Genomic DNA, 19660 nt, shown 5'->3' with positions numbered 1-19660 from the left:
GATATAAAGGGTTATTTATAAGTTTAAAGACACGGTAGGACAACTCGTAGGGTTTTGTTCTACCGTGTATTTTAAATGGTTATAAATTAAAAAGGAGGAAAACAGTTTGGGTAAATATATCCTAAAAAGACTTGGGCAGACATTGCTGGTACTTTTTGCTATCAGTATTATTGTCTTCTTATTGATGAATGTGCTGCCCGGTGACCCTGTTGCGTTGATGCTTGAAAAACGTGCAGATCCTGCAACTGTTGAGCAAGTGCGTCATTCGCTAGGATTGGACAAACCTTTATTCCAACAATATTGGGATTTTCTCGTTGGGATTTTTCATGGTGATTTGGGGACTTCTTATTTCACAAAAGAGCCGGTTATGGAAACATTAACCCGCAGCTTTTTCATTACGCTTCAGTTAGCAGCATGTTCTTTTGTCTTTGCCGTTATTATTGGGGTGACTTGTGGAATGCTGGCTGCTATTTACAGAGGTAAGGCACTGGATTCAACATTAATGACACTCTCTATCGTAGGAATTTCTGCACCATCTTTCTGGGTTGCCATTATTCTACAGATTATCTTCGGCCTGCAGCTTGATTTACTGCCGATTTCCGGGTTTTCATCGCCCATTTATTTTATCCTGCCGAGTATTGCACTGGGAACGCGGTATGCCGCATCCATTGCCCGTATCACGCGTACGAGCATGCTGGACGTTATCGGACAGGATTACATCCGTACTGCGAGGGCGAAAGGGGTAAAGGAAAGCGTGGTTATGTGGAAGCATGCCTTCAAGAACGCCTTGATTCCGATTGTCACCTTATTGGGGACGCAGCTTGGCTACATGCTTGGCGGTTCCATGCTCATTGAAAAAGTATTTACAATTCCAGGAATTGGTAACATCCTGGTTACGAGCCTCAACAACCGTGACCTTCCGCTTTTGCGTGGCGCCATGCTCTATGTTGCCGTTGCCTTTGTACTGGTAAACCTTCTGGTCGATATTTCTTATGCTTTCATTGACCCAAGAATTCGAGTTACGGAGGGTAAAAAATAATGAAGACACCAAATCTTGGATATAAACGAAACAACTATGCTGAGGAGAAGACAGGACAGGAGATTGTCATCCAGTCAAAAAGCTACTGGAAGGACAGCTTTAACCGCCTGAAGAAAAATAAGGTTGCCATGGTTTGCATGGGAGTCATTATTATTCTGGCGCTTGTCGCAATTCTGGCTCCGCTTATTTCTCCATATGATCCAAATCAGCAGAATTTGGCCATTGCCCTTCAGTCACCTTCAGGTGAGCACCTATTCGGCACCGATGAATACGGCCGTGATATTTTATCCCGTGTTATTTACGGTACCCGCGTATCCCTCTCAGCAGGGATTGTTGCCCAGATTATCGCAACAATTTTGGGTGTTACCCTCGGCTCGCTGGCGGGCTATTACGGCGGTAAGGTGGATACAGTCATTTCCAGAATCATGGAAATCTTCGCGGCATTCCCTGACTTGCTGTTGGCTATGGCGATCATGTTTGCTCTTGGTACTGGCCTCACCAGTCTGTTTATCGCTCTTGCGATTGTCAACTGGGTGCAGACAGCCAGAATGGTCCGCGGGCAGGTTATGCAGCTCAAGGAAAAGGAATTCGTTGAAGCCTGTATTGCCAGCGGCGGAAGCGGTTTCCGCATTATCATGAAGCACATGATTCCAAATTGTATTTCAACCATTATTGTACTGATAACCCTTGGTATTCCAAGTGCGATTCTGACCGAGGCGTCCTTAAGCTTCCTCGGTATTGGTATCCAGCCGCCAGATCCGAGCTGGGGTTCCATGATCAGCTACGCGCAGCCATATATTAACAGTGATCCACTGTATAGTATCTTCCCAGGGATCGCCATTATTATCACGGTAATTTCCTTTAACATGTTCGGTGACGGCCTCAGAGACGCCCTTGATCCGAAGTTGAAGAATTAAGATCAGAAAGCGGTGATTACGACATGAAATTATTAGAAGTAAAAGACCTTAAAACCTATTTCTACACCGATGAAGGTGTCGTTAAATCTGTTGATGGTGTTAGTTTTTCTGTAGATAAAGGCGAGACACTTGGGGTTGTAGGCGAGTCTGGCTGTGGTAAAAGTATCACATCGATGTCGATTATGCAGCTGATTGGTAAGCCAGGGAAGATTGTCAACGGTGAAATTGATTTTAAAGGTGAAAACCTGCTGAATAAAGACAAGGAAGAGATGCGGAAAATCCGCGGCAAGGAAATCGCCATGATTTTCCAGGAACCCATGACCTCCCTGAATCCAGTTTATACGGTTGGACAGCAGATTATGGAAGCTGTTTTGATTCATGAGGATATGACCAAGGAACAGGCCCGGGAACGCGCGATTCAGATGCTGGATCTTGTCAAGATCCCAGATGCCGAAAAGCGTCTTAATTCCTATCCCCATGAGTTTTCAGGCGGGATGCGCCAGCGTGTTATGATCGCCATGGCGCTCTCCTGTAATCCTGAGTTTTTGATTTGTGACGAACCGACAACGGCTTTGGATGTTACCATCCAGGCTCAGATTCTCAATTTGATCAATGAGCTCAAGGAAAAAACCGGGACTGCGGTTATGATGATTACCCATGACCTCGGGGTTATCGCTGAGGTTGCCGATAACGTTATGGTTATGTACGCGGGCCAGGTGGTCGAGTACACGGATGTGGACACAGTGTTTGAAAAGCCGCTGCACCCTTATACCCAGGGCCTGATCAGCTGTATTCCAAAGCTGGGCGGCCAAGAAGAAAAGCTTTCGACCATCAAAGGGATGGTGCCGAGCTTTAACGATATGCCGGAGGGCTGTCTGTTCTGTCCGCGCTGCGAGTACGCAAAGGATATTTGCCGCAAAGAACGTCCGGAGCTTGTTGACCTTGACGGCCATCAGGTACGCTGCTTTAAATATACCGATCGATGGGAGGAAGAAAACTAATGGCAGAAGAAAAAAACAATGTGTTGCTGGAAGTTAAAGACCTGAAAAAATGGTTCCCCATCAAAGGCAGCGGATTCGGCAAGGAAAAAGCCTTTGTCAAAGCGGTGGACGGCGTCAGCTTTACCCTCAACCGCAGTGAAACCCTCGGTATTGTAGGGGAATCCGGCTGTGGTAAGTCCACTATGGGCCGCTCGGTTCTACGTCTGATTGAGCCGACTGAAGGCCAGATTATCTATGAGGGTGAAGATATTATGACCCTGGACCGCAAGGCCCTGCGCGCAAAACGCAAGGAATTTCAGATGATGTTCCAGGACCCTTACGCTTCACTGAATCCGAGAATGACAGTGGGTGAAATTATCGGTGAGCCTCTGGAAATCCAGACGGATATGAACAGCAAGGAGCGTGAGGCAAAGGTTCTTGAGATCATGGACCTTGTCGGGCTTAATACCCAGTATATCCGCCGCTATCCCCACGAGTTTTCAGGCGGACAGCGCCAGAGAATCGGCATTGCCCGGGCAATCATCTTACAGCCAAAGCTATTGGTGTGTGATGAGCCTGTATCCGCTCTTGATGTTTCCATCCAGGCACAGATCATTAACCTGATGGAGGACTTACAGCACCATATGGGAATCGCCTTTATGTTCATTTCCCATGACCTGAGTGTTGTACGCCACATTTCTGACAAGGTTGCGGTTATGTACCTTGGTCACGTTGTTGAGTACGCAGAAAAGGATGAGCTTTACAATAATCCATCCCATCCTTATACCATTGCACTGCTGTCGGTTATCCCGACGGTTGAAAAGACTAAGAGGGAGAAAATCATCCTTCAGGGCGACCTGCCAAGCCCGGCTAATCCGCCGAGCGGCTGCTGTTTCCATACCCGCTGCTACAAAGCGCAGCAGATTTGTAAGGAATGCACCCCTGAGCTCAAGGATTTAGGCAATGGCCATATGTGCGCCTGCCATTTTCCGGGAAAGTAAATCACTCAATATAAATAAAGCGTTAAAAGCCTGGTAACCCAGGCTTTTGCGTTGCATACAGGAACTTTAACAGAATAAAGGGAGAAAGTATCTAAAATGAAAATTACGAAAATCAATACGAAACGTGTCAAGATTCCTTTGGTTGAACCTTTCCGCATCTCACTGGGAGTTATCACCCATGCGGAGCAGATTCTGGTTGAGATTGAAACCGATGAAGGCCTTGTCGGAATTGGCGAAGGTTCTGCAGCAGTTCTGATCAGCGGCGAAACCCTGGAAAGCATTGAAGCCGGTATCCATATTATGGAAAAGGATATTATCGGCTGTGACCCGATGGATATTGAAAAAATCTACTGGATTATGGACCGCGCCATTGCGCACTGTCCTTCGGCTAAAACAGCCATTGACATCGCCTGCTATGATTTGATCGGTAAAATCACAAACATGCCTTTATACAAGGTATTAGGCGGAAATTCCAATACTTTTGAAACCGACATGACGGTTGGGATCAATGACCCGGCTTATATGGCTGAAAAAGCAAAAACCCATGTGGCAGAAGGCTTTGACACCATTAAAACAAAGGTCGGCACCACTGTGGAGGAAGACGTGGCGCGCGTTAAAGCGATCCGAGACGCAGTGGGCCCAAATGTTAAAATCCGTCTGGACGCTAACCAGGGCTGGACGCCAAAGGAAGCCATCTCTGTGATCAACAAGCTGGCGGACTATGACATCGAGCTGATCGAACAGCCTGTTCCTTACCATGATTTTGACGGTCTGGCATTTGTCACCGCCCATTCTCCAATTCCGATTATGAGTGATGAGAGCGTCTTTAATTCAAAGGATGCCATGAGAGCCATCAAAATGCGCGCGGTTGACCTGATCAATATCAAGCTCATGAAGTGCGGCGGTATCCGTGAAGCACTTAAGATTAACGCTATCGCTGAAGCGGCTGGTGTTGAATGCATGCTGGGCTGTATGGCGGAAGAAAGCAACATCGGTGTAACCGCCGCTGCCAGCCTGGGCGCTGCCATGAAAAACATTACGAGAGCAGACCTTGACGCACACCTGACCCTGACCGACGTAGCTGTAAAAGGCGGCGTGATCATGGAAAATGGCAAGACCATGATTATGCCCGAAAAACCAGGTTTGGGACTGGAAAGATAATTGAAAAAGACCGGGAGACCGGTCTTTTTTTAGTTGAAAGTTGAAAGTTGAAGGTGGAAGGTGTATAAACCCTTTTGTATGCGCAAAAGCGATTGAGATTGTGGCCGCAGGCCGCTTCTGATCAAATTCGCACGGCGAATTTGCACCAAAACTTTCCACTTTCCACCTTTCACCTGTTTCATTCCGCGTTGACGACATCCACAATGTCCATACGGCGGATTTTTTGGGTTGGCCCGATGATGGACAGGAAGGTGGTAGCTAAGGACAAACCGATGATGATGACCAGGGGCAGCCAGGGCAGGCTCCAGGCATCGCCCCAGCGGATTGTAATCATCCGGTCATACAGAAGGGCATGCAGGGGCAGGCCCAGAACCGTACCGGCCAAACAGCCAACAAGGGCATAGGCGGCGGATTCTGAGGCGACCATCCGCACCAGCTGCCTGCCAGACATCCCCACAGCGCGCATGACGCCGTACTGGTTAATGCGGCTGGAAACACTGATGTTCATGCTGTTGATGATATTGAATACAGTGATCAGAGCAATGATAAACAGAAAGCCGTACACAAAGGTGGACATGGTGTAAAAGGCTGAGCGGGCCTCCTGATTGCTCTGTCTGGAATCCGCTACGGTGATATCATAGCCTGGGGTGCCGCTGTGCGCTTTTTCCGCAGCTGCGGCAAGGGCGCTGACTGTGTCCAGGGTCTTATCGCCGGCAGCTTCATTTACCTGCAGGTCGATCACAGTGTAGCCGTGATTACCCATGATGTGGTTAAAGGTATTTTCTGAGCTGATGAGGATCGCTTCGTTTTCGCCAGCGTTAAAGGGCAGGGAGGAGAGCACGCCGCCGACTGTGACGGCTTTGCTGCCGCCGGGCGTTTGCAGCGTAATGGTGTCACCAGTTTTCCAGCTTTGGCGGTTGTCGTAGCTGACCAGTACAGTATCAGGTGTTTCCCGGACACTGTCAATGCTGCCGTCCACCAGGAGCGCTTCGGACCAGTCAAACTGCTGATTCTCGTAGGAGATAAGGCTGACGGACAGGCCGCTGCTTTCGGGAAGTGGGGCGTATTTACGGCCAAAAACCCGCTCGATTCCCGGAACCTCATTAAGCCTTGCGGCCAGATCATCGGGCAGATAAAGGCCTTCTTCCTCCAGTGCGACTGTGATGTCTGGTGTGTTGGGTTTGAGGGGGCGCATGGCATGGGACATAAAATCAATGAATACCGTGAAGGATAAAAAGAGAATGATGCTGATGGCAAAGGAAGCGGCCATCAAAGCCATATTCTTCCGGTTTCCAAAAGCATGGCTGGTCCCCATGGCGATATCCACAGGCAGGCGGCTGGTTTTTGCCGCCCTGTGCACCCTGGGCAGATTGCTTTCCATATTGCCGGTAACAGCGTTTAAAGGAGAGACCTTTGACGCTTTTTTACAGGGAGACATGGCAGCCAGAAAGACGGTTAGAAGCCCGACGATTACACCAGCGGCCAGGCCGATGGGGCTGATCTGAAACAGAGGCAGATTTCCGTAAAAGGTCGGGTTAAAATGCCCCACCGCTGCGCAGGAAATCCAGATGATGACAGTGCCTGCAAGCAGTCCCATTGGGATGCCCCGCAGGCTGAAGCCAAAGCTCTCCCGCCGCACGTACCGGCGAATCTGTTTCTTTGAGGCGCCCAGACAGCGCAGCAGGCCGAAAAACTGGGTCCGCTCCAGAATACTGATGTTAAAGCTGCTGGAAATCATGATGGTACCTGCGACCAGCACTAGCAGAAACAGTACCAGCGCGATGCCGTAAAGGGAGTAGGCGTAAGGGTCGCCGCTGACGCCGTAGAGCCCGAGGAGGCGTTTGTTTTCCTGAATCTGGTCTTGGGATAGGCCGTAGGTGGTCTGGATATCCTCGATACCCGGGCGGATGTCAAGGGGATTTTTGAATTGAAGGTAGTAGACCTTCTGGGAATCCCGGCCATCAAGCCGCTGCTTTATCCCCGATTCATTGAAGAATGCGGCGTGGCGGTCTCTTGACTTAAGGGAGGAAAAATCATTGAAGGTACCGCAGATGGTAAAGGTGAGCGGAGGGCCGCCAACCGCCTCGGTAGTGACGGTGTCACCGATGCTCAGGCCAAGCGCATCAAGAAGCTGCAGGTCCACAAGGGCTTCGTCCGCGGTCTGGGGAAAGTGCCCCTGGTTTACCGTAAGCCCCATTTCAGCCGACAGGGCCTCACTGCTGCCCTGAAGCATTAACGCTCTGCCGTCCAGCTCTGCGCTTGAAGCAGCAATAAGCCAGCCGGAGACCGCCACGTCGGGCCGGATACCAATCATCTGGCCTGTGGCCTCGTCCAGATCCTTGATGGCGATGTGAAAATTGCCGTCCTCCCGGATGGCCCGGTCGACTTCGGCCCGGACAGCCATATCGGCCATGCCGAAGATCGCAGTGACCAGGCAGACCGCAATGGTGATACAGAGCACGGTGATCCGGTTTTTCTTCCGGTGCACCCTCGCATACTGTGAGACAAGGTCGAGGTAGCTTTTCATTGCTGGGCACCTCCCAGATCGGTGAGGAAACCATCAGAAACCTGAAGCACCCGGTCCGCCTGCTGTGCGATAGAGGGGTTGTGGGTGATCATCAGAATGGTCTGCCGGTAATGTCTGGAGGTCGATTTGAGCAGAGAAATCACCTCGCGGCTGTTTTGACTGTCCAGGTTGCCGGTGGGCTCATCGGCCAGAATGAGCATGGGACGGGTGACCAGAGCCCTGCCGATGGCCACACGCTGCTGCTGCCCGCCGGAGAGCTGCCGCGGCAGATGGCTTCTGCGCTCCCTGAGCCCGAGAACTGCCATAAGCTCCTCCACATAGGCCTGATCTGGCTTTTGATAATCGAGCAGGAGGGGGAAGATGATGTTCTGCTCAACGCTCAGCTCAGGAATCAGGTTGTAGGACTGGAAGATAAAACCAATGCTGCGTCTCCGGAAAATGGTAAGCTGCTCCTCTTTCATGGAGAAGATATCCTTGCCGTCGATAAAAACCTGCCCCTTCGTCGGTGTATCCAAAGCGCCGAGGGTATTGAACAATGTGGTTTTACCAGAGCCGGATTCGCCTACGACTGCCACAAATTCGCCCTTTGTGATGTTAAAGGAAACGTTCTTCAGGGCTTCTACCCTGGCGTCGCCGTCCCCATAGATTTTTGTCAGTTTTTTTACTGTGAGTAAGTTCATGTTGTTTACCGCCTTTCTTGATCTGCTAACAGGATAACATGGTGAGCTTACGGGCAGATGTCCCAAAGCTTACAATTTTGTCATCTTTAAAAAGGTCATGGTAAACAGAGCCCCCTGTCCCGGGCTGCTCTCCACCGAGAGCGTGCCCTTATGAGCTTCGGTGATGGCCAGGGCAAGGGGGAGCCCCAGCCCGGCGCCCTGGGTATCCTTTGAGAAGCGGCTACGGTAAAAGCGTTTGAAAATATGGTGGATATCCTCAGGGTGGACGCCGCTGCCGTTGTCCTTGACTGTAATTCGGGTGACTGCTGCGCTTTCATCCCAGCTCACTGAGACCCATCCGCCAGCGCTGGTATGGTCAAGGGCGTTTTTTATCAGATTGCTGACCGCCTCGGTGAGCCAGTCAGGGTCGTAAAAAAGCCGGGCGGATGGGCTTCCCGAAAAGCTCAGGGCTTTCTGCTCGAGTCTGGCCCGCGTTTCAAAGCTGCGGGACAGCTCGTCCATCATGGCCTGAATGGGCCTGAGAGCAGGCTTAAGGGTGATGGCGCCTGCATCTAGACGGGTGATCTTCAGAAGGTTCTGAATCAGAGTTTCCATGCGGCTGAGCGAGGCGTTTACCTTCGCGGTGAAGCGGGAAAGCACCTCGGGGTCGGCGCCGTCCTCCTGAAGAATCTCGTTATACATTCTCAGGGCGGCCAGCGGCGTTTTCAGCTGGTGAGAGATATCGGAGAGGGTATCTTTGAGAAAGGCTTTTGCTTTTTTCTCTGTATCCAGATGGGCGGTGAGGGAGGTGGCCAGGCTGTTGATGTCTGCAAAAAGCTTGTACAGGCTGCCATCTGCATCGCTTTCCAGCCGCGCTTCGGTGCTGCCTGCCATAAAGCTTTTGAGCTGGCATTCGGCCTGAGTGATAGTCCGCTGCTGGGAACGGAAATACAGCAGGCAGAGCGCAGCGGCAGAGAGTGCAAAGACAAGGCCGAAGGCAAACAGAGAGAGCGCGGTGCTGTGCCGGAAAGCGGATAAAAAAGGCAGGTAAACGGCAGGGGTATCTGTCGTATAGCCAGCCTCTCTGAGCAGGGCTGCCCCGGCCTCTCCCTGCCCGGCGCCGGGGTCCCTGGTAAAGACTGCTGCGACCTCGGCGGCAGGCAGTCCTTTATCAAGCAGCGCGCCGGCCAGCTCGGAGTCTCGGGTGTAGAGTGCGTTCCGGGTGCTGGCGGCGAGAGAAGCTGCGACCAGCTGACCTGCGACCAGGAGAACCAGGGCCGTTATCCCCAGGGCGATAAAAAAACGCCGGATATCTCTGTTATTGAAAATCGTGTTCATCATCAGGCACCAGGGCTTTCAGACTGCCATTTGTAGCCCATGCCCCGAACAGTGAGCAGCCGGGCGGGATGGTTAGGATCATCCTCGATTTTGCTGCGCAGGCGTCTTATATAGACGGAGAGGGTGTTGTCGTCCACAAAATCGCTCGGACTGTCCCAGAGACGTTCCAGAATGGAGTTCCGGCTCAGCACGATGCCGGGATTCTGTAGAAACAGGATCAGCAGGCGCTGCTCTACAGCGGTGAGCTCCAGAGACTGACCGTTTTTAGTGGCGCTGCCCCTCAGCAGATCCACAGCGATACCGTGGCTTTCCAGGACGGGAGACCTGAGCTTTCCTGCCCGGCGCAGCAGGGCCTTTATTCTGGACACCAGCTCGCCCAGATTAAAGGGCTTGGTGATGTAATCATCCCCGCCAATGTCCAGCCCCATGACGATGTTGACCTCCTCGTCGGAGGCGGTCAGGAAAATGATTGGCACCTCGGAGTGCCTGCGGACGCTGCGGCAGATATCAAAGCCGGTGCCGTCGGGCAGGGTGAGGTCCAGCAGAAGCAGATCAAAGGTCTCCGCAGAGAATTGGGCCAGGGCATCCTGCACGGTCCGGGCAATGTGGACATCGAATCCATTTTTGATCAGTGTATATTCCAGCCCGTCAATCAGGCTTGTGTCGTCCTCAACTAAAAGGATACGGTTCATAAAAAATACCTCCCATGTTCTGTCATCATTTTTTATTATAACACGGGAGGTCAACTGCTTTATGAAATTGTGCGGACTAGCCAATGGCGTTGTCGGCGTGAAGAATCACCGACAGGGTAAAGACGCTGTCCTGAACCTGGCAGTGGGCAGAGCCCTGGTATTTTGCTGCGATGGCACTTATGCTGGATAACCCGATGCCGGAATGGTCCCCGTCCTTGGTGGAGCGGCCGGGCGATGGCGCTGTATCCGGCAGGCAGCGGTTGGACAGGCGAAGCACCAGAAAGCGGGTGTTCTGGATGGAGATATTCAGTGTGAGAAAGGGCTCTTTCACCAGTAAGCTGGCTTCAAGGGCGTTTTCGAGGGCGTTTCCCAGCAGCACACAGAGGTCGGTGTCGCCAAAGGGCAGCTGCTCGGGCAGGCTGGCCCGGCAGTGGGTATGGATGCCCTGTGCCTTAGCCTGCTCCAGGTAATAGCCGATGATCAGATTTGCGCTCTGGTGTGCGCAGTAGCGCCCGCCCGGGCCGTCTGGAATCTCGCCGGCATAGGCCTCCAGATAGTTGCTGAGCTGTGCATAATCGCCCTGCTCCAGGCTGCGCTGCATAAGACGGTAATGCTGACGCAGATCGTGGCGGAGCCTGGAGGTTGCCGCGATGTGCTCCCGCAGCCCGGCATAGCGGTCCTCCTCGAGGCGGAGCTTCAGCTTTGTGTAGCGGCTTTCCTCCTCCAGCTGGTAAAGCCTGCGGTGGGCGTCGATACTGCGGTTCAGCAGCACTCCCGACAGGATGAGAAGAAAGAGGAATACGGCGGTTTCCACCATCCACCCGCCCACAATGGGCTCGTACAGGGGAAAGAGGCGGTCACAGACAAGGCTGGCTCCAAAGACAGCCACGCCGCAGCCCAGGGCGATGTCCACGCCGCGCATTTCGCGAAAGCGCATTATGAGAAGGACAGCCAGGTATAAAACGGTGCCCCATTTGTAGACGTCGATGAGAAGGCTGAAAACCGCCATGCTTTTCAGGGGAAAACGGTTGAGCCAGAGAGGATAGACGAGGACAGCGGCGCAGACAAGGCCCGCCAATGCCAGAGCAGGAGTCTGGACTCTGGAGGACAGGCCGGACAGCCGGCCGCATACTAGCATAATGAGCAGAAACTGGAGGTAATAGCAGAGGTGCTCCAGGCTGTACCAGTAATCGCCGCCGAGGGACAGCATGTGAACCACCGGGTAGCTCGATGCCCCGATATAGGCAAGACAGAGCAGGGCAAAGGGCAGCGATCCGGCCAGCCCCCGGGTTTTAAGGCCGAGGACCAGGAGAAAAACGCCGGCCAGCAGGGCGAGACAGCAGGTGAAAGCCGTGTAGGTAATACGCGCAGTCCACAACAGGTTCAGGGTATGCTCGGTGCCAAGGGCAGGCGGGTAGGTAAGCCCGCTGTAAAAATGGCGGTAATCCGATACAGCGAGCAGCAATTCGACCTGTCGGGTGTCCTCTGGCAGGCGGATTTTTTGAACCGAGGTACGGCGGCCGTCTCCGGCGGCGGCCAGCTGGCGGTTGATATAGAGCTGATAGGAGCCATAGATTTCGGGCAGCTCAAGGAACAGTCCTTTGTCTGCCGCCTCGGTATCGAGCACAAGGGTCTGGCGGTAGGTGGCGGACCCGTGGGGACTGCCGTGGCCGAGATCGAAGCCCTGGACCTGTCCGATGGTGATGCGGGCATTGGGAATGGGCTGTGCGTTGGCAAAGCTGTCCGGAGTCAGAAGCTGGTATTGGTAGAATTCCCAGCCTTTGGCCAGAAAGACAGGGCGGCGGCCCGAAAGGTCCGCTGCGCTGATGCGCACAATGCTTCCGTTTTCCTCGGGCGCAGACGCAGTGTATTTATTGTTAAAGCGATAGCTGGCAGTAAAAAGCAGAAAGGCAAGCAGCAGGGCTGCCGCCAGGAAAAGCCAGTTTCGGGGTGAATCAGATGTTTTCACATAATCCTCCGGAGGAACTCAGACGGTTCTTTTTTTCAGGCGCGCGATGATAAGGGCGGCGGTGCAGATGGCAGTCAGGACAGCCAGCCCGATCCATATCGGCCCGGGCGAGGGTGCCTGCAGTGCGGCGGCTGGCGCGGCCGGCGCGCTCCAGTCTGAGGACAGGGTGTAAACGCCGGGGACGCTCACCCTTAGCTCCAGCTGTCCGGTTTCGCTGTTGTAGGCGGCGATGTCCGCGGCGGCGCCGTCCTCGGTTTTAAAGCTGAGCTGGTCAGGCGTCTCGTTCTCACGCAGCGCGATGTTAATTCTTACAAGCAGCGGGGGGTCAGAAAAGGTCACAGCCTCGCCGCTTTTTTTGATAAAGGCGACGCGGTAGCGGCTGCCGCCCAGGGCGGTCAGCTGGACCGTGAGCGTATCGTCCGCGCCGGGCATCAGAGCTGCGAGGGCCTGTGAGTCCACAGAGGCCTGGATGCCTTCCCCGAAAAAGGTGGTATAGCCGGGATTGGCTTCTACCATGTCCATGACTTCGCTGCTGCTGTAGGTTTCTCCGTCAGCGGCGGCAGTATCAATAGGTGTGTCAGGCGAGACAGGTATGACATCGCTGTGGCTGTCGTCCCGGTCGGAGAAATCCCGGTCGCCGTCAAAACTAAAGATGTCCAGACTGCCGTCATCGGAGAGGGTGATCTCCAGTATATTAGAGGTTCCGGAGATTTCTGGGCTTTCTACCTCCATTTTTAAGAGGTAGGTTTTGCCTGGTTCAAAATAGTTTTTAAACTGGATGGACAGGTGGTTATAGCTCATGTAGCGGTCTCCCTTGCCGCTGTCGGAGGGGACGCTGTGCCAGCTTTTGCCGTTGTCCTCGCTGAGATACAGGATTTCATGATGATCCTTGGAGTTAAAGGTCTTAAAATAAGGGATCGCGCAGACGCCGTCGGCGTTGAGCTGGTAAATGGGCTTCAGGTAGGGTCTGGACGGGTCCACCATCTGTACGGACAGAGTGGGCTTAAAATCGCCGAGCAGAGCGGTGAAATCCTCTGGAAGCTCCAGAACGCTGGTGACCGTGTAGCTGCCCGGAACAGCGGGCGGGGTGGTCTCAGGCGTCCAGTCCAGTGAAAGACTGCGCGCAGGGGTGCTTTCGGTCTTGTCAAAGGTTATTTCGACGCGGCCGGGCAGGGGTTCGGTATCCTGGATGCTTTTATAGAAAAAGGAGTCACTGTTGGCAACCCACAGCCCGATTTTGTGACGGCTGGCCGGGATGAGCACAGCGTCCTCTGGCTCTGGGCTGCAGGCCGCAGTATCTACCACTGAGCCGGCCCCGGAGCGCAGAGACACGGCGTCCGGCCCTGTGGCCTTGAGAATCGAGAAAAACACGTCGGCTGTGCCCTCGCCGGCATCGAGACAGGCGGCGCCTTCGCCGCTGGCGTAGAGACGGATACAGGAGAGGGAGAGATCGCCCCCGGCCAGCCGGACAGCGGTGGCCTGGCGGCCCGTGACGCAAATATCCGCAAAACAGGTGGACAACCCCTGGCTCCAGCGGGTCTGGACCGCAGTGACGTTGTCGCCCTCTGCCACAACCCTGGCGCCATCATCCAGAGAGAGCTGGGCGTTCTGTTCGCCGTCGAAGAGGACGCCGTCGGGCAGCGGGGAGCCCTTGATGGTCACCGGGCCGGAAAAACCGAGATAAGACCGATAGTTGAGATGAAAGCTGTAGCTGCCAGCGTCGATGATCACCGGGGCCTTGGTCAGGAATTTGAAATACCCCTCCCACTCGATGTCTGCGTCCAGGGCCACCTGGCCGCCGCTTTCCTTATGGCTGTCCAGCCACTGGCTCAGCGCTTCGGCGCTGTCCACGCGGTCGGGGGCGGTGGTTTCGGCATGGGCCCTGACGCTGGGCAGGCTCAGAAACATCAGAAGGGCCAGAATAAAAAACAGTTTTGAGCGCATGTCATTCCTCCTTTGCTTTTTCGAGTAAAAACTGGTTAAAGCTGGCCTGTACCTGCTTTTTGCGGCGGCGGCTGATATAAAGGGTATGGTTATTGGACAGCAATACGGTATCGCCGTCGATGGCCAGAATGGAGTTCATGTTCACCAGATGTGAGCGGGAGACACGGACAAAGGTGCTCTGAGGCAGCTGGCTCTCCAGTGCGCGCAGGGAGAGATAGGTCTGAATCACACGCCCACCAATGTGGATAAGGAGGTAATTTCCGGAGATTTCGGCGTAGTCAATGATGGAGACAGGCACCTCCTGGGAGGACTGGGCACTGCTGATGGGAATCAGAAGCTCATCCTCTGTATTGTTTATAGGCGGGAATCGGTCAAGGGCATCGGACAGGCACTGTGGGTCCAGGGGCTTTAAGAGGTAATCCACAGCCCGGACCCGGTAGCCCTCAAGGGCGTAGTCGGGCGTGACGGTGGTAAAAATAATGCCGCAGTCCGGATCGAGACCGCGGATTTTCCGTGCTGCCTCCATACCCGTCATTCCCGGGAGAATGAGATCCAGAAAGATCAGGGAATAGCGCTGTGGAGAGAAAGTTTTGAGCAGGGCTTCACCGTCCGCGAAAGTGACGATGCGGCAGGTAACGCCCCGGCGCTGCATTTCATTTTCAACCAAAGACCTGATGGCGTCGCGGTCATCTTTCAGGTCTTCACAGATCGCAATTTCAATCATCATACGAATACGCTCCATTCATTTGTTTACTTCATTATTAAATTATATCATATTTTGCTGTTTTTTCATTTTTTTAAGGCAAAATATCATGACCGTTCACATAAAAAAACAACCGTTTATCCAGTAAAATTTGAAATTTTATGCAAACGGTCGTTTTTTTATGTGAACGGTCTCCATGAAAAATGTCCGAGATGTTATAATAAAATAAAAGTAAAAATTGGAGGAGAGCAATGAAGTACAAAAAATATCGGCAACGAGTACTCGTAACACTGCTTTTGGCCCTTCTGCTGGGGACGCCGGTTCTGGCGCAGCAGTCCGCGGCCGTGGATTTAGAGGGGCCGGATTACACCGGAAACGTCATGATGTCCGAAAACCTGAAGCTGGATATCGAATCGGACGATGACCTGCCTGTAACTCAGGCAACCGGGATTCCCGCCACGCCGGCGGGCAGCCCAGGGCTGGATATAAACGCCGGAGGAACGGCAGAGGGCGAAGCTGCCGCGGGCGGACGATGCCTGACCCCATACCTGAATCAGGAAAACCTGCCGGCACTGAATCAGACCCCCAGGCTGAGAAACGCTCCGGCAACAGCGTACAAGGTGGGCGACACCAAGACATTTTATTCGGATTATTATAACGGAGAACCTGGCAATTTTAACGCGGAGGTGGCCGCTGTGGGCGAGACCTGCACCATTTGGCGGGATACAGCCAACCGGGATCAGCTGACAGACGCCCAGGCTCAGGTCTTTGCTGAAACCATTGACAAGCAGATCCACGACCAGCTGGAAAACGCCTTTGGCAGCTGGGACAGCGTGGACGTGGACAACGACGGCAAAACCGCTTTTGTCTTTTATCCCATGAGCTATGCCGGCTTTTTTTACGCCGCTGATCTTTTGCCTGCGGGAACAGAGTACGCCACTGGCAATGCCATGGATATGCTAAACATGTCCAGTAGTTCGTCCGCCAGCACAGAGGTCATGATGTCCACCCTGGCCCATGAGCTCCAGCACCTCATCAACTACGCCCAGACAGGCGGCAATTCGGACAGCTGGCTCAATGAGACCTTTTCCCAGAGCGCCATCGCCATCGCGGGGCTGGCCAACGCCACCACCGTCTATGAGGTGCCAACACTGATAAGGTGGGCCAATACCAATGGCAGCACCTATCCCTTTATTTTCAAGAACTGGTATGTACCCTCAGGCAGTAACAGCAGTGTGCCCTATGGCAGCTGGTACCTCTTTGGGCGCTATCTGGCCCACCAGACCAGGGGTTATGAAGGCGGCGGCGACGCCATCTACAAGACCATTTTAAGTGCGAACAGCCAGGAGGATGGATACAAGAGCAGCACCATAGGCGACCTCGAAAAGGCCCTGCGGGATATGGGCTACATGGGCGAGGGCAAAACCGTTGCGGATATGAACGCCCTCATCACCAACTATAACCTGGCCCTGTACCTGAGAGAGGCCTCGGGCGTTTACTGCCTGAACGGCGGTGCAGACAGCGATGTGAATAACGTGGACGGCGTGGAGGTCGGCCGTATTTTTGCCATCCGCAGCGCCCTCAAGGCACTGCCCGGCGGAGGGGCGGCCAGCTTCAGCATGAGCCCCGCTGACGCTACCACGCCCACAGCCTATGGCGATAATGTGCGCTTTGCAGGCATCACCACCGAGGTGCTGTCCGGCGTCACAGCCACACCGGGCGAGGAGAAATACACCATTTACGGCACAGACGTCACTCTGAGCACAAATGATGAGAACGCCAGGATTTATTACACCACCGACGGCAGCGATCCGCTGACAAAGGGCCGGGAATACACAGCGCCCATTGTCCTGAACCAGAGCGCTGATATCAGGGCCTGCACTGTGAACGCAGACGGCAGCAATTATTCGCCCACATCCAGCTGGAGCTACACCGTGGTACCGGCGCCGGTTAAGGCAAACGTGGTGTCGGGATGGGTGCAGAAGGGAACCGAGATAGCTCTGAGCTGCGACACCCAGGACGCCCAGATCCGCTACACCACTGACGGCACCGACCCATCGGCGGACAACGGCAGCGTTTACAGCGCGCCCATCAAAATCGAAGAGACGACCACCCTCAAGGTCATGAGCCTGCTGCCAGATGCCGAGGGCGTGCAGCCGGGCAATGTGTATACTTATACCTATGAGACCGGTGAGGGTGAGGGCGACCGCTACGAGCCCAATGACAGCGTGACCGCGGCCACGGCCGTCAGCTTTCCCGGAAGGCTTGAGGCCACCCTGCACAACAGCGGCGACGTGGACGTTTACGCCTTCGAGCTTGGAAACAGCGCCAATCTCAACCTAACCCTGACCCCGCCGGATGGCGTCTCCTACAGCCTGACCCTCTGCGACGGCACAGGCAATACCCTGGCCCAGTCCGCCATCAAGGGAAAGAGCCAGAGCATCCGCTATGCTGCGGCCCCGGGCAGATACCTGCTAAAGGTGGCCAGTCTGGAGGACAGCTTCTCCCAGACCCAGCCCTACACCCTGAGCCTGACAAAAGAGCTGGATAAGGACGCGGTGAGCAGCCTGGATCTCTCCGAGATGAACATGCTCACAGCCATGTCTGACAAGAGCAGTACAGGCAGCGGCTATGCCTGGGATCTGGGCCCAAACGGCGGCGGTCATTTCCTGATGTCCATGGCCTACCTGTCGCACTGGAGCGGCCCGGTCACCGAGGCTGCCCATCCCTACAGCGATCAGGGTCCTTACAATTATAAGGATAAATCTGACGAGGCACAGTACCATGTCCAAAATGCCCTGTACCTGCCCAACAGCGACCGGGCGAACGCGGTGGATAACCTTAAAAACGCCGTGTACAGCTATGGCGCGGCTGACATTTATATCCAATCAGCCAATGCCTACTGGACTTCAGACAGCCAGAACCTGTATGTGGACAGCAGCTACGCCTATCCCATAGAAAAAGCAGACGGCGGCCACATCGTGACCGTGGTGGGTTGGGACGATGACTACAGCCGCAAAAATTTTACAGGCAACCCGGCAGCAGCTGAGACTGCTGGCTACACCAATGTTACAATCCCCATGCCGGAGCATGACGGAGCCTTTATTGTCAAAAACTCCTGGGGCGATCAAGCGGGAGACGAGGGATATTTTTACCTGTCCTACGAGGACGCCTACTGCATGATGAACAACCCTACGGTCTTTATGGCCGATGAACTGCCTGACAATTATAACCGCCAGTATATGAACGACCCCTGGGGTACTGTCAGCTTTATTAACAGCAGCGCCGCTTTCACGACCACTGAGGTCTTTAAGGGCGCGGGCAGCGGCGATGAGCTGCTGAAGGCCGTATCCTTTGTTACTGGCGACGCCAACACCCGGTACGAGATCAGCGTTACCCAGAACGGCCAGACCCAGAAGGTGGCTGAGGGCGTTAAAAAATACGCTGGCTTTTACACAGAGGCCTTAAATCAGGCCATTCGTATCCCGCAGGGCGGGAGCTTCGCAGTTAACGTGCGGCTGGAGGCCCAGGAGCCCGGTGGCAGCGCATCCATCGGTATAGCCTCCAATGTTCAAAACGCCACCAGCGGCATCGAGCCCGCGGAGGGAGTTTCTTTTATCAGCCAGAACGGCCAGACCGTGGACTATGGCGCCCAGGGCGTGTTCTTTAACATCCGGGCCTACACCTGCGATGTGAACAGCAGCAGCTACAAAGAGAGCGTGTCCACAGCCACAGCCGCAAAGGGCGTCCTGCCCGAAGACACCGAAATGGTGGACAGCCTGCCAGAGGTGCGCATCAACGACATCAGCCTTGGCGGCCAGGATACCGCCTCGGTGAACGGGGCGCTGACCGCGTCACTGGACGGAGCCAACGGCGCCCAGACGCCAGTGCAGAGCCTGCCCGCGAAATTTGACCTGAGAGAAACCGGTACCCTGACCCCAGTCCGCAACCAGGGAAATCTTGGCTCCTGCTGGACCTTCGCGGCCACAGCCTGCGTGGAAAACAACATTTCCCGCAATGGCGGCTTTGCTGTGGACCACCCCACAGGTCTGAGCCTGAGCGACAGCGAAAAGGCCTTGCTGCTCACAGCCGACGCGCCCGAGCAGTCCCTGAGCCTTAAGGCCAGCCTTTTAGGCTCAGAAAGCCCGGCCAGCGCCCGGATTAATTGGAGCGTCAGCGGCGATGTGGACAGCGTGCGCCTGGACAACACTGTGAGCATGAACGGCGAGACCGTGCCCGTGCTCACTGCCCTCAAGCCTGGCGTGGTCACCGTGACCGCGGCCAGCGACGCGGACATGACTGTCACCGCCAGCTGCGTGGTGACCATCACCAGCCAGGGCGTGGAAAGCATGACCCTGAGCCCGGATAAAATGACCCTGACCAAAGGCGAAACCGGCCAGCTGAGTGCAGAGACAAGCCCGGCTGACGCTGTGGACAAGACCATTTTATGGCAGAGCGACCACCCCGAGATCGCCAGTGTGGATGAAAACGGCCTGGTAACTGCCATCTCCGGCGGCAAAGCTGTCATCACCGCCAAGGCCGGAACCGCCGTGGCTACAGCCGAGGTAACCGTTAAAGGCGCCCCGGCCGTGAATCCGGGCAGCGACAGCCCCAAAACCGGCGTGATGGCAGACAGCACCCTCTCTGCCGCTGTCTGCGCAGGCCTGTTGGCCCTTTGCCTGGCCGGAAGTGTTTTGGCCGGAAGACGGAAAGAGGGATAATCAATTTTC

At 54.5% G+C, this 19660-nt stretch carries 13 protein-coding genes; 6 read left to right on the top strand and 7 right to left on the bottom strand.

The window, feature by feature from the left end; translation table 11 throughout:
- The first annotated feature begins 106 nt into the window (after positions 1–106).
- The 5 genes from CPZ25_RS08080 to CPZ25_RS08060 all read left to right on the top strand — a co-directional run bounded on the left by CPZ25_RS08080 (position 107) and on the right by CPZ25_RS08060 (position 5098).
- On the top strand, positions 107–1039 hold the full coding sequence (locus tag CPZ25_RS08080) for an ABC transporter permease (protein ID WP_058693746.1): 933 nt from the start codon (positions 107–109) through the stop codon (positions 1037–1039).
- Entirely contained in the window at positions 1039–1956 is a 918-nt protein-coding gene (locus CPZ25_RS08075; protein WP_096920394.1) for an ABC transporter permease, read from the top strand. The genes CPZ25_RS08080 and CPZ25_RS08075 overlap by 1 nt, the downstream gene beginning before the upstream one ends.
- Before the next feature lie 23 nt (positions 1957–1979).
- A complete protein-coding gene (locus tag CPZ25_RS08070; RefSeq protein WP_058693748.1) occupies positions 1980–2957 on the top strand; it encodes an ABC transporter ATP-binding protein in 978 nt (325 codons plus the stop codon).
- Positions 2957–3937 carry an ABC transporter ATP-binding protein gene (locus tag CPZ25_RS08065; RefSeq protein WP_038350713.1) on the top strand — a complete coding sequence of 327 codons (981 nt, stop codon included), beginning with the start codon at positions 2957–2959 and terminating at the stop codon, positions 3935–3937. Before CPZ25_RS08070 ends, CPZ25_RS08065 begins: the two co-directional genes overlap by 1 nt.
- Before the next feature lie 96 nt (positions 3938–4033).
- Positions 4034–5098 carry a mandelate racemase/muconate lactonizing enzyme family protein gene (locus CPZ25_RS08060; protein ID WP_058693750.1) on the top strand — a complete coding sequence of 355 codons (1065 nt, stop codon included), beginning with the start codon at positions 4034–4036 and terminating at the stop codon, positions 5096–5098.
- Between the two features lie 178 nt (positions 5099–5276).
- Here CPZ25_RS08060 and CPZ25_RS08055 read toward each other — a convergent pair whose 3' ends face one another.
- From CPZ25_RS08055 to CPZ25_RS08025, 7 genes are all read right to left on the bottom strand, one after another.
- Positions 5277–7625: an ABC transporter permease gene (locus tag CPZ25_RS08055; protein ID WP_096920395.1), complete on the bottom strand. Its 2349-nt coding sequence runs from the start codon at positions 7623–7625 to the stop codon at positions 5277–5279.
- Positions 7622–8305 (bottom strand): ABC transporter ATP-binding protein, encoded by a 684-nt coding sequence (locus CPZ25_RS08050; protein ID WP_096920396.1) that lies wholly within the window; start codon positions 8303–8305, stop codon positions 7622–7624. Before CPZ25_RS08050 ends, CPZ25_RS08055 begins: the two co-directional genes overlap by 4 nt.
- A 69-nt stretch (positions 8306–8374) precedes the next feature.
- Entirely contained in the window at positions 8375–9625 is a 1251-nt protein-coding gene (locus tag CPZ25_RS08045; RefSeq protein WP_096920397.1) for a sensor histidine kinase, read from the bottom strand.
- Complete coding sequence (locus CPZ25_RS08040) at positions 9625–10314, bottom strand: response regulator transcription factor (protein ID WP_096920398.1); 690 nt, start codon at positions 10312–10314, stop codon at positions 9625–9627. Before CPZ25_RS08040 ends, CPZ25_RS08045 begins: the two co-directional genes overlap by 1 nt.
- 76 nt (positions 10315–10390) lie before the next feature.
- Positions 10391–12283 carry an ATP-binding protein gene (locus CPZ25_RS08035; RefSeq protein ID WP_096920399.1) on the bottom strand — a complete coding sequence of 631 codons (1893 nt, stop codon included), beginning with the start codon at positions 12281–12283 and terminating at the stop codon, positions 10391–10393.
- A gap of 18 nt (positions 12284–12301) precedes the next feature.
- Positions 12302–14227: a hypothetical protein gene (locus tag CPZ25_RS08030; protein ID WP_096920400.1), complete on the bottom strand. Its 1926-nt coding sequence runs from the start codon at positions 14225–14227 to the stop codon at positions 12302–12304.
- Position 14228: 1 nt separating this feature from the next.
- On the bottom strand, positions 14229–14954 hold the full coding sequence (locus CPZ25_RS08025; protein ID WP_167495191.1) for a LytR/AlgR family response regulator transcription factor: 726 nt from the start codon (positions 14952–14954) through the stop codon (positions 14229–14231).
- Between the two features lie 227 nt (positions 14955–15181).
- Between CPZ25_RS08025 and CPZ25_RS08020 the strand changes: the two genes are divergently transcribed.
- Entirely contained in the window at positions 15182–19651 is a 4470-nt protein-coding gene (locus CPZ25_RS08020; RefSeq protein WP_096920402.1) for a chitobiase/beta-hexosaminidase C-terminal domain-containing protein, read from the top strand.
- Positions 19652–19660 lie beyond the last annotated feature (9 nt).

Origin of the sequence: Eubacterium maltosivorans (genome assembly GCF_002441855.2) — a bacterium.
In the GTDB taxonomy this organism is placed as follows: Bacteria; Bacillota; Clostridia; order Eubacteriales; family Eubacteriaceae; genus Eubacterium; species Eubacterium maltosivorans.
This window is presented reverse-complemented; position numbering and strand designations above follow the sequence as displayed.

Bases quoted from the DNA above. Each gene is read 5' to 3' on its own strand.
- CPZ25_RS08075 (WP_096920394.1), top strand. From the start codon at position 1,039: ATGAAGACACCAAATCTTGGATATAAACGAAACAACTATGCTGAGGAG.
- CPZ25_RS08070 (WP_058693748.1), top strand. From the start codon at position 1,980: ATGAAATTATTAGAAGTAAAAGACCTTAAAACCTATTTCTACACCGAT.
- CPZ25_RS08065 (WP_038350713.1), top strand. From the start codon at position 2,957: ATGGCAGAAGAAAAAAACAATGTGTTGCTGGAAGTTAAAGACCTGAAA.
- CPZ25_RS08060 (WP_058693750.1), top strand. From the start codon at position 4,034: ATGAAAATTACGAAAATCAATACGAAACGTGTCAAGATTCCTTTGGTT.
- CPZ25_RS08055 (WP_096920395.1), bottom strand. From the start codon at position 7,625: ATGAAAAGCTACCTCGACCTTGTCTCACAGTATGCGAGGGTGCACCGG.
- CPZ25_RS08050 (WP_096920396.1), bottom strand. From the start codon at position 8,305: ATGAACTTACTCACAGTAAAAAAACTGACAAAAATCTATGGGGACGGC.
- CPZ25_RS08045 (WP_096920397.1), bottom strand. From the start codon at position 9,625: ATGATGAACACGATTTTCAATAACAGAGATATCCGGCGTTTTTTTATC.
- CPZ25_RS08040 (WP_096920398.1), bottom strand. From the start codon at position 10,314: ATGAACCGTATCCTTTTAGTTGAGGACGACACAAGCCTGATTGACGGG.
- CPZ25_RS08030 (WP_096920400.1), bottom strand. From the start codon at position 14,227: ATGCGCTCAAAACTGTTTTTTATTCTGGCCCTTCTGATGTTTCTGAGC.
- CPZ25_RS08025 (WP_167495191.1), bottom strand. From the start codon at position 14,954: ATGATGATTGAAATTGCGATCTGTGAAGACCTGAAAGATGACCGCGAC.
- CPZ25_RS08020 (WP_096920402.1), top strand. From the start codon at position 15,182: ATGAAGTACAAAAAATATCGGCAACGAGTACTCGTAACACTGCTTTTG.